Genomic DNA, 18,325 nt, shown 5'->3' with positions numbered 1-18,325 from the left:
TGAGACACCCTCCTGCATATATAAATATAGATGTCAGCACTCAAACATCCGGCTTCGTGCCAGCATACAAGCACCTATGATTCCTGCTTTGTCTTTCAGTTTGGATAGTGTGATGGTGGAATCCTGATTCACTAAATTCAAGGAATATTTTTTTATCGCTGTTTTTATAGGTTGGGCTATATAATCATCGGTCAACGACAAAGTCCCCCCGATAATTACAAGTTCGGGATTAAAAATGTTGATTAATCCTGCTATTTGTTTACCTAATTTCTGACCGATTTCTTCTACGATTTCAATACATAATAAATCTTCCTTATTTACGGCAGCTATTATTTCATCCAATGTAAGCGGCAGTTCTCTGTTGTCTATTCTACCCGATAAGATAGAACATTCACCATTTTTGATGCGTTCCAGTAAGGTTCTGTATAGTGCAGAGCCGGATGCTTCCGTTTCCAGGCATCCTTTTTTACCACAGTGGCATAGTATTTCATTGTCAAAGACATTTATATGGCCAAATTCTCCGGAGAAGCCGGATTTTCCGGTATATATTTTGCCGTCTATGATGATTCCTATACCAAGTCCCCAGCTAAGGTTGACAAAGATGATGTTTTTTTCTCCTTTTACGCATCCTTGCAGGTATTCTCCATAGGTCATCGCCCGGGTGTCGTTATCTATGCAGACTTGATATCCTATTTTCTCGGTGAGGACTTCGGCTAATGGACGCTCGGAGAAATTAAATTGGCTGAAGCTGTAACCCGATTCCGGATTAACACGTCCGGATATGTTAATATTGATATTTAGAATTTTCTCTGTATTGACTTTTGCCTTTTTGATGAAAGAGTTTATTAATTTGCATAACTCTTCCATTGCTTCCGGTGTATTTTCAAGTTTATATGGAATATTCATTTTTAACTCCATCATGTCACCTTTGAAGTTGATTAAACCGATATTGACAGCGAATTTTTTTATGTCAACTCCGATAAAGTACCCTGATTCAGGATTAAGACCATACAAACTGGGGTGTCGTCCTCCACTGGTTTCTAATTTTCCATAATCATTGATATATCCATCTTCGCACATCTCACTGATAAATTTAGTGACGGTAGGTATGCTTAAATCCAATTCTTTGGATAAATCCGTAATGGTGGAACTGCCATTATATATATAATGTGTAATAATCCTCTTTTTTACGAGAGCACTTTTGCTTCCCGACTCTATTTCTTTTAATAGCTGCTGTCTCATACCTTTGCTTATATTGAATTTTTACAAAGATAATAAATTTGCTTTTATATTCGATATTAATAAAATAATTTATTAATAATTCTTTTAAAATTAAATTTGTTTCTATATTTGCCTCCGAGATTATATGTTTAATTAAAAAAAATAGAATATGATTGTATCAAATTTGCAGAACAGTGGTAGGATAGAGATGCTTCATCCTCAGTTTAAAACTCTTTTTGACTATGTAAAAACGCATGATTTGCTTCATGCAGAGTTGGGGCGTATTGATATAGACGGTGATAATTTGTTTGTCATGAATATAAATCCTGAATGCGTTGCACAGGATAAGCAGGTGCTTGAAGTGCATCGTGCCTATATTGATGTACATATTTTGTTGCAAGGCGTGGAAAGAATAGGATGGAAAGCGATTGAAGATGTAAAACAGCAAGTTAAGCCTTACGAAGAAGAGGGTGATTGCGCCTTGTATTCAGATTGTTCTACTATGTGGGTTGATTTAAATCCCGGTCAGTTTATGATTGTATATCCGGAAGATCCCCATGCGCCTGTCATTGGGCAGGGGAAGATTCGTAAGCTGATAGCTAAGGTAAAGTTGTGATATACTCTCTTATTAGATATATATCTTTAATTATATCTCATTATTTAATAAAATAATTTATTAAATATTTTGTATATATTAAAATGATTGATATATTTGCAACGAGATAAATAAATATAGCTTTAATTAATGATTATGAAAAACAAAAATCTGTATCCTTGGGTAGTCGTTGCTCTGTTATGGGTGGTTGCTTTGCTCAATTACATGGATCGCCAAATGCTTTCTACTATGCAAGAGGCGATGAAGGTCGATATTGTAGAACTGAATAAGGCGGAGGCGTTTGGTGCGTTAATGGCTATCTTCTTGTGGATTTACGGATTCATGAGTCCTGTTGCCGGTATGATTGCCGACCGTTTTAGCCGTAAGTGGCTGGTTGTAGGTAGTTTGTTTGTGTGGTCTGCCGTTACCTATTTAATGGGATATGCCGATAATTTTCATGAATTGTATTGGTTGCGTGCGGTGATGGGAGTAAGCGAGGCACTCTATATACCTTCCGCTTTATCTCTAATTGCAGACTGGCATCAGGGTAAATCCCGTTCATTGGCTATTGGAGTACATATGACGGGGCTTTATGTGGGGCAGGCTATCGGTGGTTTTGGCGCTACGGTTGCAGCAATGTTTTCATGGCATTCCACTTTTCATTGGTTTGGTATAATAGGTATTGTTTATTCATTGATATTAGTGGTTGCACTTCGTGAAAATCCGGCTCATGCTTCAGTAAAGGAAGTTCCGTTGGAGAGGGGAGAGAAGAAACCATCTTTGTTCAGCGGGCTCAGTATGCTTTTCTCCACTTGGGCATTTTGGATTATCCTCTTTTATTTTGCAGCTCCGAGCCTTCCGGGTTGGGCTACAAAGAACTGGTTGCCAACGCTGTTTGCCGAGAACTTAAATATTCCGATGTCAGAGGCAGGTCCCATTTCTACCATTACAATTGCCTTTTCATCCTTTATAGGAGTCATTATCGGAGGTATCTTGTCCGATCGTTGGGTTCAGAAAAACATCCGGGGACGTGTCTATACAGGAGCCATCGGATTGGGACTGACTGTGCCGGCGTTGCTGTTGCTGGGATTCGGTCACAGCTTTGTGTCCGTTGTTGGAGCGGGACTGTTATTTGGAGTCGGCTTTGGTATTTTCGATGCCAATAATATGCCTATTCTTTGTCAGTTTGTATCTGCCAAACATCGTGCTACAGCCTATGGAGTAATGAATATGACCGGAGTCTTTGCAGGTGCTGCCGTTACCGAGTTGTTAGGAAAGTGGACAGACGGAGGCAATCTGGGGCAGGGATTTGCCATGCTCAGTGTAATTGTGCTGATTGCTTTGTCATTGCAACTATACTTCCTTCGTCCTAAGACAGATAATATGGAATAATAACAGATAATATGTATAACAATATAAAGAATATGAATATGGAAAAGATTATCGGATTGATTGATGCGCCTTTTACTCCATTTTATGAAAATGGTGAAGTGAATTATGAGCCCATTGAGGCTTATGCTAAGATGTTACAGAAAAACGGGCTTCAGGGAGTGTTTATTAATGGCTCATCCGGAGAGGGATATATGCTGACGGAAGAAGAGCGGATGAAACTTGCTGAGCGTTGGGTTGCAGTAGCCCCTGCAGGTTTTAAGGTGATTGTCCATGTGGGTAGTTGTTGTGTAAAGGCGAGTCGTATGCTGGCGGAGCACGCTCAAAAAATCGGAGCTTGGGGTATTGGTGCGATGGCTCCTCCTTTTCCTAAAATCGGTCGTATTGAAGAACTGGTGAAGTATATAGAAGAAATTGCTTCCGGCGCTCCGAGCCTTCCTTTCTATTACTATCATATCCCTGCATTCAACGGGGCATTCTTGCCTATGGTTAAGCTATTGGAAGCTGTTGATGGACGCGTGCCCAATTTTGCAGGTATAAAATATACGTTCGAGAGTATGTACGAATACAATCAATGCCGATTGTATAAAGGAGGAAAATACGATATGCTGCATGGTCAGGACGAAACAATACTTCCCTGCCTTGCAATGGGAGGCGCGCAAGGCGGTATTGGCGGTACTACCAATTATAATGGAAAAGAATTGGTTGGTATCATAGATGCTTGGAAAGCCGGTGATTTGGAGTTGGCCCGCGAGCGTCAGAACTTCTCTCAGGAGGTGATAAACGTTATCTGTCATTTCCGTGGAAATATAGTGGGAGGCAAGCGTATTATGAAGTTGATAGGTCTTGATTTGGGCAAGAACCGTACTCCTTTCCAGAATATGACGGAGGAAGAAGAGCAACGGATGAAGGCAGAACTTGAAGCTATCCATTTCTTTGAACGTTGCAATAAATTTTAGATTGATAAACTTTAAAAAAGAAAACCTATGAATGTGACGGATTATTTAAATTCGTGGTCTGCATCCTATCGTCAGGATTTCACAGAGAATATCATGCCGTTTTGGATGAAGCATGGGCTCGACCATAAACATGGTGGGGTTTACACTTGCATTGACCGTGACGGAACTTTGATGGACACCACAAAATCAGTATGGTTTCAGGGACGTTTTGGATTTATAGCAGCCTATGCTTACAATAATATGGAGAAAAATCCCGAATGGCTTGCTGCATCCAAGAGCTGTATCGACTTTATAGAAAAATATTGTTTTGATACAGACGGGCATATGTATTTTGAGATTACCGATGACGGTAAGCCCTTGCGTAAGCGCCGCTATGTATTTTCCGAATGTTTTGCAGCTATTGCCATGGCAGAGTATGCCATAGCTTCCGGCGACGGGAGTTATGCAGAAAAAGCACTGTCGCTTTTCAAAAACATACAGAGGTTTCTTTCCACCCCCGGTTTCTTGGAACCTAAGTATCTGCCTACGCTGCAAGCTCGCGGACATTCCATTACGATGATTCTAATTAACACTGCATCTCGTATACGCGCAGCCATTTCCGATCCGATACTCGACACGCAAATCAACGACTCGCTTGCGGCTCTTCGCAAATACTTCATTCATCCTGAGTTCAAGGCATTACTGGAAACGGTAGGTAAGGATGGGGAGTTTATTGATACTTGCAACGGTCGGGTCATTAATCCGGGGCATTGCATCGAGACTTCTTGGTTCATTTTGGAGGAAGCCCGCTTTCGTAATTGGGATAAGGAGTTGGTGCAGATGGCGCTGCAGATTCTTGATTGGTCTTGGGAATGGGGCTGGGACAAAGAATATGGAGGCATAATTAATTTCCGGGATTGCCGTCATTTCCCTGCGCAGGATTATTCTCAGGATATGAAATTCTGGTGGCCGCAGACCGAAGCGATTATTGCTACTCTTTATGCCTATCAGGCGACTCATGATGAAAAATATCTTGCTATGCACCGGCAAATCAGCGACTGGACTTATACCCATTTCCCCGATAAGGAATATGGTGAATGGTACGGTTATTTGCATCGCGACGGCACGATAGCCCAACCCGCTAAGGGTAATCTTTTTAAAGGTCCTTTCCATATACCTCGGATGATGATTCGCAGTTATATGTTGTGCAAAGAACTACTTTAGTTAATCTTAATTACCTATTTATAATCCAAAAATTAATTCTATGAAGAAGTATTTATTAATGCTGTTCTGCTTATGTACTACTATGTTTGCAATAGCACAACAGAAGTCGATAACAGGTAAGGTGGTCGATGCTCAGAATGAGCCGGTCATTGGAGTTTCTGTTTTAGAGAAAGGCACTTCCAATGGTACTATAACGAATGTTGATGGAATATATTCTTTGAATGTTTCTTCCGGCTCAACACTTGTTTTTAGTTATATTGGCTATAAGACACAGGAAATAAAAGTTGGTGATAAAACAGTGGTTAATGTAACCTTGTTGGAGGATTCTGAACAGTTGGCAGAGGTGGTTGTTGTCGGCTATGGTGTACAGAAGAAGTCTAGTTTAACGGGATCCGTAGCCTCTGTTTCTAGTAAAGAAATTGTAAAACAAGTCTCTTCTAATGTTGCGTCTACCTTACAAGGACGTACTCCGGGTGTTGATATTATACAGCAGGCAGGTGTTGCTGGTGCGGATGTAAATATTGTGATTCGTGGTGCTGCCTCTTTCGGCGCTACAGAACCGCTGTATGTTATTGACGGGGCTTTTAGTAACAGTGGATTGACTTCTTTGAATCCTAACGATATTGAGTCTATCGAAATTTTGAAGGATGGCGCTGCAGCAGCTATTTATGGTTCTCGTGCAGCGAATGGTGTCGTACTGATTACTACTAAAAAAGGAAAAAGCGGGAAACCTGTTATAGAAATAGATGGTTCCTATGCTTTTCAAACCCCTACCAATATTCCTGATTTTTTGAATGCTGCACAATGGAGACAGTTTGCTAATATGGTTGCTGAGAATAGCGGATTGGCACATGCTCCTGAAAATGATAATCCTACTTATCCAGATGTTGATACAGATTGGGCTAAAGAATGGATTCAATATGCACCTATGTGGAATTTGAACGCTAGTATTTCCGGAGGTGGAGAAAACTCAACTTTTAGTACAAGTGTAGGATATTTAGATCAAACAGGTATGACTATTTATTCAGATTATAAACGATATAATTTTAGAGTAAACTCTTCCTATAAAAAGGGAATATTCTCTTTGTCAGAAAATGTTGCTATTACTCATCGTGACAAAACTCCTACTACGACATTTAATATCTCTTTACCAACTCTTCCTATTTATGATTCAGAGGGTCGATTCTTCTCGGGAGGATCGGATTATTACATTAATCCGGAAGATGGAAAAGCACAAAATAAGATTGCACCATTACATTACACTGACAAGTACAATAAGGTTACTGACATTATCGGTGCTATTAATGCCCAGTTAGACATATGGGATGGATTGAAATATAAATTTTCGTTTAGTGGTAATTATAGTAATTCTCACAATTATACTCATTCTCCTGAATATTATACTAAATGGAATGAAGATGGAACTCCGGATAAGGACTATGGAAGCCCTAAGAATTCTATTTCAGAATCAAGAGGTGAAGAGTTTACCTATACGATTGATAACTTGATTACTTATAATAAGACATTTGCTGGACATTCTATTGATGCATTGCTTGGTACTAGCTGGATGCGTGAATATAATAGAAATATGTCTATCTCTACTATTGATGATTTAGGAGGAACAGATATTACAGGTTTTAGCAATGTAGATGGTAAGATTTCAGCAGGTGATTCTAATGCTGCATTACTTTCATTTTTTGCCCGTTTGAATTATGATTATAAAGACAGATATTTATTATCTGCAAGTATTCGTCGGGATGAGTCCTCTAAGTTCTATAAAGATAATAGGGTGGGCTATTTCCCTTCTATATCAGCGGGATGGAATGTTCATCAAGAAAATTGGTTTCAAAACAGAGTGGTTAGTAAATTGAAACTTCGTGCAAGCTATGGTGAACTTGGAGCAAACTTCTTATCTCCGTACAATTTTGATGCTATTGCATATGGTCCAATTCCTTATACTTTAAATGGAAAACGCTATGTAAATGGCCGTTCAGCTTACTTAAAGTCCAGAGATTTGACATGGGAGACAGCCAAAACTACAGATATAGGTCTTGAACTAGGCTTCTTGAACAATGAATTGACTTTGCAGGTGGATTATTTTGTGAAGAAGAATGTGGATTTGCTGGCACAGATAGATTTGAATTTGTCTTCTGGTCAAATTTTTGAAATTAATAGTTCACGTGAAAAGCCCTATGTCAATTCTGCATCTGTAAAGAATACTGGTTGGGAGTTCTTAATAAACTATCGTAAGCAATTAACGAAGGATTTTAATATTGATGCAACGTTCAATTTTTCTACTTTAAAAAATGAAGTCTTGTCATTGGGAGAGAACGTTCAACCTATTACCTCTGGTGCGATGTCCAGTTTCTTCAATGATGCAGCTTCCATCACCAAGCCAGGAGAAGCTATTGGCTCTTTTTATGGTTATAAAATAGATGGCTTCGATGCAGAAGGTAACTTTATTTTCTCTGATACTGATAAAAATGGAATTGTGAATGCCAATGATAAAGTTATTCTTGGTAATCCTATCCCTGATTTTAACTATGGATTGAACCTGACGATGTCGTATAAAGATTTTGATTTGACTATGTTTTTCCAAGGTGTATCTGGAAATGAAATCTTTAATCAAAAGAAATATACTTATTATTTTGATTATTCCAATAACTGTGTAACGGATGTATTAAATGCTTGGAGTAAAACAAATCATAATGCAAGCATTCCTATTATGAAAACCCAGAATACAAATGGCGGAAACTCTTTGCCAAGTGAGTTCTATATTGAAGATGGTTCGTATTTCCGTTGTAAGAATCTGCAGGTAGGCTATAATTTGCCAAAGAGTCTGCTTAATAAGATTTCATTTAATAAGTTGCGTATATATGCTGGAGTACAAAACTTGTTCACTATAACTAGTTATTCAGGTTATGATCCGGAAGTAAGTTCGAATGCTTTGTTTTCGCGTGGTATAGATAACGCTTCCTATCCTAATGCACGAACATTTACATTTGGTTTCAATGCTTCATTTTAATTAAAAACATATGAATATGAAAAATATATCAACAATAGCTGCTATGCTCCTAGTAGGAGGGAGCTTGGCGTTGCAGGGTTGTGATGGCGTTTTTGACGATCTTGCTATTAATCCCAACCAACCCAGTATGAGTTCTTATTTCACTACCCCTGAAGCTGTGAATAATGCGGTCATGACTATGTATGGTTATATTTCTACTCAGCGGTGCTTAGGTGCATCCGGGTCGAAAACTCAGATAATACGTTCGGATGAGGCAGCTTCCAATTCCGACTATGGTAAACCTGGTATGTATGGTGCTGATTTGAATCCTAGTTATTATACAATAGAGCAACCTTATACTTTGATGTATACTACGGCATCTCAAGCTTCATATATTATAGAAATGTCTCCAGAGGTCAATTTCAAGGGTAATGAAGAATTACGAAATGCCTATATGGGAGAAGCCTATTTTTGGAGAGCTTTTGCTCATTATTATTTATTGCTTAATTTTCGTAATATCTCTCCAGTGAGGCAAATGCCACGTAATGCAAATGACTATGTGCGACCTTTAGAAGCTCCTTCAGAAGTGTGGGATTTTATTCAAAGTGATTTAATGAAAGCTAAGGAACTACTTCCGAAAAAAGGATACTGGAGTGCAGATAATGCCGGACGCGTAACTAAGGCTTCTGCTGCGGCATTGTTAGGAAAATGTTATTTATACCGTAGCGGTATTGAAACAAATTACGGAACAGATAAGACTACATTTTATAGTGAAGCTGCCAAAGAATTTGGAGATATTATTGACGGGGAATATGGCACTTATAGTTTGATGCCTGACTATGCAGATAATTTTGATGTAGCCCATGAAAATAATGATGAAGCTCTGTTAGAAATTCAGTTCTTGGGCGATGTTGAAAATAACAGTTTCAATCCTGGACTTGCTACTTCTGGTTTGGCATTTGATTCTCGTGGACTGATGTTACCAGGTGCAGGAGTTGGCTATGAAGGTGTTGCACAAAATTGGCTGTATGATACTTTTGTTGGTTCTATCGATAAGGACGGTTGTACAGACATCCGTATGTTTTCCACATTGATGTTTGATGATTTGAAGCCGGAAATAAAGCTGCATACTGATGCTTCCGGTAATAAAATACGTTTGGAGGGTCCGGGAGGATTTCATTGGGAGGATTTATATCCTGCGGTAGATGGAAAGGAAGGTTTTGAACTGGTCGCCAATTCATTGGCGCATCCTTTTAAAGCGGGGATAAAAAAAGGATTAGATAATGCCATGCCTATGATGACAAACGCAGATGGGTCTCCTAAATTAACAGGTGTAGGTGCTGGTACTAAAGAATATGTATATAATCAGCCTCGTGCTCATGGTGTAAACTGGAGGTATATTCGTTATGCTGATGTACTATTAATGTATGCTGAGGCTGTTTTGTCAGGAGGAACACAAAGAACAATGACTCCTCTTCAAGCTGTCAATAAGGTGCGTAATCGTGCAAATTTTTCGGATTTGACCGCTGTCACTATGGATGATGTAAAACATGAAAGGGTTTTGGAATTTGCCTTAGAAGGACACAGATATTATGATTTACTTCGCTGGGGTGAACTGTCAAAACGATTTTCTTCTTTGACAGCGTCCGATCCTTACTTTAAAAAATTTGTATCTGCAGGTGACTACAAAGGATTTACACCCAATAAAAATGAGTGGTTGCCTATTCCTCTTAATGAAGTAAATAATAATCCATATATTACGGAAAATAATCCTGGTTATTAAAAGAGTACGATTATGAGTAAAATAAAAATAATACTTGCTTCGTGGTGTCTTTTATCTGTTGGCATGACAGTATTGGCACAACAAAAAATATTATCTAATGGTATTGTATGCCCTGAACAGTGGCCTCCTCGTTATGAGGAGCCTGCCACTGCGCAAGATATGCCTATCCCCTATCTAAAAACAAAACCGGAAGTAATTCCTGTAAACGTAGGCAGGCAGTTGTTTGTAGATAACTTTCTGATAGCAGAAACTAATTTACAACAAGTGGCACATACTCCTAATTTTTATTCGGGAAATCCGGTGCTGGCTCCCGATAAGGAGTGGGAAAAGACGATAGAGGGTGCTCCTTATGCAGCTCCGTTCAGTGACGGTATTTGGTATGATGAGAAAGATGGAAAGTTTAAAATGTGGTATTTGGCAGGTGCCGGTACAATTCATAAACAGGATAAGCAAACTTTCTATACCGGTTATGCAGAGTCTGCAGATGGAAAAACTTGGACTAAACCGGAATTGGAAATTTATAATCAGACTAATATTGTGGATACCTGTAACCGTGATGCTGCAACTATTTGGCTTGATAAGCAGGAAAAAGACCCAGCTAAACGCTATAAAATGTTTAATGTTGAACGCCGTCCTACAGATCGTCGCTGGCAGTTTATTTTAAAATATTCGGCAGATGGCATTCATTGGAGCAATGGGGTTGCACAATCCGGTGACTTGTACGATCGTTCTTCCGCATTCTATAATCCTTTCCGTGGTGTATGGGCATTAAGTATGCGTTATAGTACTTCGGTATCTTCGCGTTCCAGAAGTTATTTGGAAAATGTAGACCCAGAGGTTGCGGTAAGTATGGCACACCGTATTCGCAAAGGTGTTCCTGATAAAAACATGGTATTTTGGTTCACTCCTAGTGATAAAGAACCTCGTCATCCCGAATTTCCGGAAGTAGATCCCGGTATTTACAATTTTGATGCGATTGCTTATGAAAGTATAATGCTGGGGCAGTATAGCGTATGGCAAGGACCGGAGAACAATGTTTGTGGTAAGCTCGGCATTCAGAAGAAAAATGAAGTGTTTTTGGGATACAGTCGTGATGGTTTTCATTTTTCACGGCAGTCTTTCAAGCCTTTTATGGCAGTCAACGAAACAGAGGGTGCTTGGAACTGGGGTAATATGCAGTCTATAAATGGTGTTCCGTTGATTGTTGGCGATTCGCTTTATTTTTATTCAAGTGGTCGTCGGTTAAATAAAATCATGTGGGATAGTTACACATCTACCGGGCTTGCTACTTTACGTCGTGACGGTTTTGTATCTATGCAGGCTGGGAAGGAAGCCGGTTATTTGACTACGGAGAAAATAACATTCGATGGGAAATATCTGTTTGTCAATGCTGATGTAAAGGCAAAGAAAGCACAACTTGCGGTAGAGGTGCTTGATGCGGAAGGGAATGCCATTCCCGGATATACGCGTAAGGAATGTATTGCATTGAAGAAAACTGATAGTGTGAAACAAATAATTATTTGGAAGAATAAGAAAGATTTATCTGATCTTATCGGTAAGGCAGTTAGATTTAAGTTTTATCTGACCGACGGTGACTTATATGCATTTTGGGTTTCTCCATGGGCGAGTGGTGAAAGTCGTGGCTATACAGCTGGTGGTGGTCCGGGACTTTCGGTTGATGGAATTGATAAACCTTTAAAATAAAAATGCTATGAGAAGATGTTGGATATATTATTTATTGCTTTTGTTTTTAGCAACTGGTGCATATAGCTGTAGCAAAGACAATACGCAATTGGAGCCAGAACCAACTCCTGCACCGGATCCAATGCCTGAACCCACTCCGAGTGAAGATGCTATATATAATGGCATTGTATTGCCCGAACAATGGCCTCCGAAGCGTTCCTATTCTTCTGAGATACGTAAAGGAATGTTTCCATTTTATTTATCAAATAAACCGGAGGTTGTGAATATCTCTGTAGGCCGTCAACTTTTTGTTGATAATTTCTTGATAGAGAAAACTTCATTGCAACGTGAGTTCCATTATCCGGAATATTATTCTGGAAATCCGATTCTTCAGGCTGATAAAGATTGGGAAAAAATGGGAAGTAAAGGAGCTGCGTTTGCTGCGCCATTCAGTGATGGTATTTGGTATGACGAGATGGATAACAAATATAAAATGTGGTATATGGCAGGTGGTGGAGACTATTCTGTGAACAATGCAGGAGTTACTTGTTATGCAGAATCTACCGATGGCATTAATTGGACTAAGCCTTTGCTTTCAGTTGTTTCTGGTACGAATATCGTAGATAAAGGATTGGAGCGTGATGCATCTGTGGTATGGCTCGACAAACAAGAACCCAATTCATCCAAACGCTATAAAATGTTTCAGGTTGCCGGAGGTAAGGGTAATTGGAAATATCATTATAAGACCTCGGCAGACGGAAAACAATGGCGTGATAATATGACACCCTCACAAGCTATAGCCGATCGTTCTACAGTATACAAAAATCCATTTCGTAATGTATGGATATGGAGTATGAGACATAATGTTCGTGTCAATTCATCAGATCCTTATACTGTACGTGCGCGTGATTATGCAGAAAATGCCGATCCGGTAGTTGGTAATAAAAATGCCAAAGCGGATTTGAGCGCTTTTTGGTTTGGACCGTGGCCTAATGAGCAAAAGCATTCGGATTACCAAAAGAACGATGGGGCACCTGGCATCTATAATTTGGATGCTACTCCTTACGAAAGTTTGATGTTAGGCTTTTTCTCTGTGTGGCAAGGTCCGGAAAATGATGTTTGTGCTGCGGATAATGTCATTAAGCGTAATCAAATAATGGTAGGGTATAGCCGTGACGGTTATAGCTGGTACCGTGAAGATATGAATCCTTTTATGGCAGTGAACAGCGATCGTAAGGCGTGGAATAATGGTAATTTGCAATCAGTGGCAGGTAGTCCTGTAATTGTGGGCGACAAGCTTTATTTTTACTTAAGCGGTCGTAGACTGGAAGGTACAAATGAGATTACTACTACTGGATTGGCAATTTTACGTCGTGACGGTTTTGCATCTATGAAAGGAACAGGAGAACTGTTGACTGGTAAGCTGGTATTTTCAGGCGAACATTTCTTTGTGAACGTGAATGTGAATGGAAGTCTGCAAGTAGAATTACTGGATTCGAATGGAAAGGTGATTCCCGGTTTCACTAAATCGGACTGTAAGACTGTGAAAGGTGATGCAGTGAAGCAGAAGATTGAATGGAATGGAAATACTACCTTATCCTCTTTGAAAAATAAAACGATAAAAGTCAAATTCTATGTAACTGACGGTGAGATTTATTCTTTCTGGATTTCTCCGGAGGCGACGGGCGAGAGCCTGGGGTATACTGCCGGTGGAGGAGCAGGATTACATAGTAGCGGCATTGATAAAAAATAAATAATAATACTTATGAAAAAGATAACTTTTATACTATTATCCGTATTGTTGGTATGCGTAACATCTTGCAAAGATGAAGATACGGTTTACAATACAGCTGCCAAAGCAAGCTTTGATGTTAGCGGTGAATATGAAGTAGGGCAACCTATAACATTTACAGATAAAACGGCTCCTGAACAAGGAACTAAAATAGTTTCTTATTTGTGGGAGTTTGGCGATGCTGATGAGTCTACCTCTGCCGAGCAAAGTCCGACATTTACCTATATGCAAGATGGTTTGTTTACGGTTCTGCTGACTGTGACTGATGACAATGGGTTGAAAGCGACTTTTAAAAAGGAAATAGAAGTTGTAAATCCAACCAATGCAGATTTTACATTGGACAGTAACGAATATCAAATGGGTGATGAGGTGCATTTTACAGATGCTACTACCACAAAAGGAACAACTACTATTTCTGCTTATTTATGGGAATTTGGGGATGCGGAAAAAACAACTTCTACAGAGAAAAATCCTACATTTGTTTATAATGATGCCGGTGCATACTCTGTGACATTGACTGTTACGGACAGTTACGGATTGAAATCCAGTGTCACAAAAAGTGTGGCTGTATTCGATCCTTCTAAAGCCATTGCTGTGTTGTGGACTTCAGCTTTGCCGGGCTCTGTAACTGGTGGCTCTTCTGTGGCTTTGTCTTCTGACGGTTCTATGGTATATATGCTTACTGGTGGCGATGGTAGCCTTTCAGGCGCTTTGAATGCTTATAATATTGTTGACGGTTCAACAGCTTGGTCTTATAACATAGACAAAGGAATGCAAGAAAATCATGATGGCGGTAGTCAAAAAGCAGGAGCCAAAGATATATATGGTAGTCCGTCAGTGGGGGCCAATGGTAATGTCTATTTTGTAGTAAGAGACTTAAAAGATACTGGAACTGAACGTCGCTTATTTGTTATGGCGGTGAAACCTGATGGAAAAACAGCTTGGGCTAAGGGCTTGAAGGATGCCAATGTGTATGCTATCACTCCAACAATTGATGCTGAAGGAAATATTTATGTGGCTCAGCGTGCAAATGGAAAAATATGGAAATTTTCTGCTGATGGTAATAGTACGGAGTACACCTCTGCCGGTATTGCAGACTTCACAGGTGGTATGTCTCTAAGTAAAGATGGTACACTTTATGCAACAGGAAAAGGTACATTGGGATTCTTGGCTTATAATTTGTCGGCCGGTGCAGATAAATGGATTTATAATACTAATTTAGGAGGTGCTAGTGAGGCTTTCGTCGGCGCTTTGCGATCAGCGACTGCTACAATAGGTACGGATGGTACAGTTTATATTGTAGCAGACCAGGTCTCTGGAGAAGGTGGTGGTGCAATCATTGCATTGAATCCTGATGGAACGGAAAAATGGAAGCACATAACAGTAGGGGCGGTACCTGATGGTGGAGTTGTATTGGGAACAGATGGTACGATTTATGCTAACGGCGGTAAGTCTGCAGGGGAAAATACTGCAGGGGTAGTGGCTCTTAATCCTGACGGTAGCTTGAAGTGGCATTTTGCAACCACAGCCGATGCTCAAACTGTTCCGTTGGTTGATGATCGTGGATATGTGCACTTTATTACAGCGGATGCTACTTATTATGTTGTGAAGCCGGATGGCAAGGTATACTCTTCCTTAAAAATAGGAGATAGCACCATTTCTTCGCCACTGATGGATAAAAAGGGAAATACTTTTGTTTCTGTGAAAAAAGGAGATGCTAATCAGGTAGTCTGTCTGACTTCAAAAGCAGCATCTTATGCTGTGGATTCTGCATGGCCTATGCGTGGACAGAATCCTCAACGTACCGGATTGCAGAAATAATACATTGTATTCTGTGAATGTGTAAAATATAAATTTAATATTTGAGAAAAAAGGGTACGGCATTTTGGGAACTGTACCCTTTTTTTATAAAAAAGAAAGGGTTATCAGTAATATCTATAACGAATAGAAAAATATGAAACAACTATTTTTTTTCTTAATCTTACTGTTTTTTGCTCATGATATATCTGCCTGGCGCGGACGCATATTGATTGCTGACCATCCGGATTGGGAATCTGCGGGTGTGGAGCGTGTTTTTCATACGCCTTCCTATTATCTTGAAAATCCCATTCTGAAGGCTGATAAGACTTGGGAACTGAATATAAATGGAGACCCATATGCAGCTCCTTTCAGTGGAGGTGTATGGTATGACGAACTTGCCTCAAAATATAAGATGTGGTATTCTGCAGGTGGCAATAAGGTCTTGGGATTGGTTACTTGCTATGCGGAATCGGCAGATGGCAAGCATTGGTTCAAGCCGGATTTGGATATTGTCCCGGGTACTAATATTGTAGACACTGCGGAGCATGATTGCGTATCAGTGTTACTTGACAAGTTTGAGCGTCATGCAGACAAACGATATAAAATGTTTCTGATGGAATTTAACGACCGTTTTTCTGTGAGTATGAAGCTGAAGTATTCAGCAGACGGTATACATTGGAGCGAACCGAAAGCTTTGTCAGGAGAACTTTATGATCGTTGTGCAGCTTATTATGATCCGTTTCGTAAGAAGTATGTGCTTTCTCTGAAAACAATCAATGGAAAAAAATACCGTCGTTCCCGTTGTTTTTTGGCACATGAGGATCCTGAGATGTTAGTAAGTTTGGCCCATAGAGTATACGACAATAAAAGTGATAAATTTATTAAATATTGGTTTAATGCAGAAGATGATGACCCACGTAATCCGGACTTTCCTGCTATTCGTCCGCAGATATACAATCATGAAGCGATGCCTTATGAAAGTAGTCTGTTAGGATACTTCACTATTTGGCAGGGACCGGAGAACGATGCTTGTGATAGTTTGATGATTCAGAAGCGGAATGAGGTATTGATAGGTTGGAGTGAAGACGGCTTTCAGTGGAAACGCGAGTTTAAAAGGCCGTTTCTTCCGGTCAGTTTCGATTTTGGCGCTTGGAATGCCGGAAATGTTCAGTCTGTGGCAGGAACCCCTTTGATAGTTGGTGATTCACTCTATTTCTATGTAAGCGGGCGCTACAATAGTAAGCCAGTACACGATTCTAATTTTGCGACCGGCCTTGCTACTCTCCGTCGTGACGGCTTTGTTTCACTGCGGGCGGCTGCGTCAGAGGGATATGCAGTGAGTGATACTTTTATTATTGATGGAAATTATTTCTTTGTGAATGCGGATGTACGTAACAAGAAAAGTTTCTTACTTGTAGAATTGCAAGATGAAAATGGTACTCCTATACCCGGTTTTACCAAAAAAGACTGTGTTGCCATGAAAAAGGCAAATAGTACGAAATATCAAATATCTTGGAATTCTGACCGGAATCTTGGGGCGTTGGAAGGTAAGGCTGTTCGTGTCAAGTTCTATTTGCGTGATGCCGACTTATATGCTTTCTGGATTTCTCCGTGGGAGACTGGTGAGAGTCGTGGATATACAGCCGGTGGCGGTCCGGGGTTGAGCTGGACAGGTGTTGATGAGAAGCGATGATAATAAGGGGTATAAACAAAATAGATAATGCGTTTTAATGAAATAGATTATCTATTCTGATGAAACAGATAATCTGTTTTATTACGATGATAAATCTGTTTTGATATACTTGAAAAAAATACTTGGTGCGCTTGATAATTTGTTTTAGGAGATGGCTGCCAATTCTAGTGTAATTTATTAAGATTTTGGAAAAAAAGTCACCTGCTATTAAAAATGGGCGTTATTAATTAAAATAAGACGGAATAGTTATATATTTATAAACTATCCCGTCTTATTATTTTAACGAGAGTATAAAATGAATTTTAGGATAAAGCGTATAGTGCTATTAATGAGCACCTTAATAATGATTAAATAATGGTTAGTATAGATATGAAGAAAATAGTTTGCATACAAATATTGTTATGGGTGTTATGCTTGATAAATGTATCAGCGCAAAGTTCTTACAAAGGATATGAGCAAAATGTGTACGTGTCTTCTCAAGGCGATTCTTTACGATATTGCTTGTTGCGTCCGGAAGTGGAGAAGCCGGGCGAAAAATATCCATTGGTACTATTCTTGCATGGTGCAGGTGAGCGAGGCAATGATAATCGGAAGCAGTTAAAGCATGGAGGACAAATGTGGCTTAATCCTGTAAATCGAAAAAAATATCCGGCTTTTATCTTGTTACCTCAATGTTCTGCAGAAAATTATTGGGGGTATGCAACGCGTCCTGATTCTTTCGAACCTTTTGAGATGCCTGACAATCCGGAACTCACCACTACTATACGTACGTTGAAAAGTTTGCTTGACACTTTTCTTGATATGCCACAAGTAGATAAACTTCGTGTTTATATAATGGGGCTTTCTATGGGTGGAATGGCAACCTATGATATGGTTATTCGTTATCCTGAAATCTTTGCTGCTGCAGTTCCTATTTGCGGCACGGTAAATCCTGTCCGCATTGAAAAAGAACTAAGAGAAATTAAGTTCCGTATTTTTCATGGTGATACGGACTCTGTTGTAACACCTGAAGGTTCCCGGGAAGCTTATAAAGCATTGAAGGCTATTGATGCCAGTGTTGAATATATCGAGTTTGTAGGATGTGATCATAACAGTTGGAATCCTGCTTTTAATTATCCTGACTTTATGAGTTGGTTGTTTAATCAAAAGAAAGAGAAATAATTCTCTTTCTTTTGATATGCAAATGTATAATTCCCTGTTTTT

12 protein-coding genes are annotated in these 18,325 nt (G+C 39.6%); 11 read left to right on the top strand and 1 reads right to left on the bottom strand.

Features of this window, described 5'->3' with window-relative positions:
- Positions 1 to 33 precede the first annotated feature (33 nt).
- On the bottom strand, positions 34 to 1,242 hold the full coding sequence (locus DW121_RS13025) for an ROK family transcriptional regulator (RefSeq protein ID WP_117712575.1): 1,209 nt from the start codon (positions 1,240 to 1,242) through the stop codon (positions 34 to 36).
- A gap of 148 nt (positions 1,243 to 1,390) precedes the next feature.
- Between DW121_RS13025 and DW121_RS13020 the strand changes: the two genes are divergently transcribed.
- From DW121_RS13020 to DW121_RS12970, 11 genes are all read left to right on the top strand, one after another.
- Positions 1,391 to 1,837: a YhcH/YjgK/YiaL family protein gene (locus tag DW121_RS13020; protein ID WP_118324008.1), complete on the top strand. Its 447-nt coding sequence runs from the start codon at positions 1,391 to 1,393 to the stop codon at positions 1,835 to 1,837.
- A gap of 135 nt (positions 1,838 to 1,972) precedes the next feature.
- Positions 1,973 to 3,208, top strand: a complete 1,236-nt coding sequence (locus tag DW121_RS13015; protein WP_118324041.1) for an MFS transporter — start codon at positions 1,973 to 1,975, stop codon at positions 3,206 to 3,208.
- Positions 3,209 to 3,246: 38 nt separating this feature from the next.
- Complete coding sequence (locus tag DW121_RS13010) at positions 3,247 to 4,164, top strand: dihydrodipicolinate synthase family protein (RefSeq protein WP_117712705.1); 918 nt, start codon at positions 3,247 to 3,249, stop codon at positions 4,162 to 4,164.
- 27 nt (positions 4,165 to 4,191) lie between these two features.
- The gene (locus DW121_RS13005) at positions 4,192 to 5,367 is read left to right on the top strand and encodes an AGE family epimerase/isomerase (RefSeq protein WP_118324007.1); all 1,176 of its coding nucleotides are present in this window, start codon (positions 4,192 to 4,194) and stop codon (positions 5,365 to 5,367) included.
- Positions 5,368 to 5,449: 82 nt separating this feature from the next.
- Positions 5,450 to 8,392: a SusC/RagA family TonB-linked outer membrane protein gene (locus DW121_RS13000; protein WP_118324006.1), complete on the top strand. Its 2,943-nt coding sequence runs from the start codon at positions 5,450 to 5,452 to the stop codon at positions 8,390 to 8,392.
- A gap of 10 nt (positions 8,393 to 8,402) precedes the next feature.
- Positions 8,403 to 10,154, top strand: a complete 1,752-nt coding sequence (locus DW121_RS12995; protein WP_118324005.1) for a RagB/SusD family nutrient uptake outer membrane protein — start codon at positions 8,403 to 8,405, stop codon at positions 10,152 to 10,154.
- 12 nt (positions 10,155 to 10,166) lie between these two features.
- Entirely contained in the window at positions 10,167 to 11,858 is a 1,692-nt protein-coding gene (locus tag DW121_RS12990) for a hypothetical protein (RefSeq protein WP_118324004.1), read from the top strand.
- 121 nt (positions 11,859 to 11,979) lie between these two features.
- Positions 11,980 to 13,590: a hypothetical protein gene (locus DW121_RS12985; RefSeq protein WP_410492043.1), complete on the top strand. Its 1,611-nt coding sequence runs from the start codon at positions 11,980 to 11,982 to the stop codon at positions 13,588 to 13,590.
- Between the two features lie 12 nt (positions 13,591 to 13,602).
- Positions 13,603 to 15,450, top strand: a complete 1,848-nt coding sequence (locus DW121_RS12980; protein ID WP_118324002.1) for a PKD domain-containing protein — start codon at positions 13,603 to 13,605, stop codon at positions 15,448 to 15,450.
- 133 nt (positions 15,451 to 15,583) lie between these two features.
- On the top strand, positions 15,584 to 17,122 hold the full coding sequence (locus tag DW121_RS12975) for a hypothetical protein (protein WP_117712557.1): 1,539 nt from the start codon (positions 15,584 to 15,586) through the stop codon (positions 17,120 to 17,122).
- A gap of 369 nt (positions 17,123 to 17,491) precedes the next feature.
- Positions 17,492 to 18,283, top strand: coding sequence for a prolyl oligopeptidase family serine peptidase (locus DW121_RS12970; RefSeq protein ID WP_118324001.1), 792 nt, complete (start codon positions 17,492 to 17,494; stop codon positions 18,281 to 18,283).
- The last annotated feature ends 42 nt before the right edge of the window (positions 18,284 to 18,325 follow it).

Origin of the sequence: Bacteroides sp. AM10-21B (assembly GCF_003472565.1) — a bacterium.
In the GTDB taxonomy this organism is placed as follows: Bacteria; Bacteroidota; Bacteroidia; order Bacteroidales; family Bacteroidaceae; genus Bacteroides; species Bacteroides propionicigenes.
The sequence above is the reverse complement of the archived record's forward strand: the minus strand, read 5'-3'. Positions and strand labels throughout refer to the sequence as shown.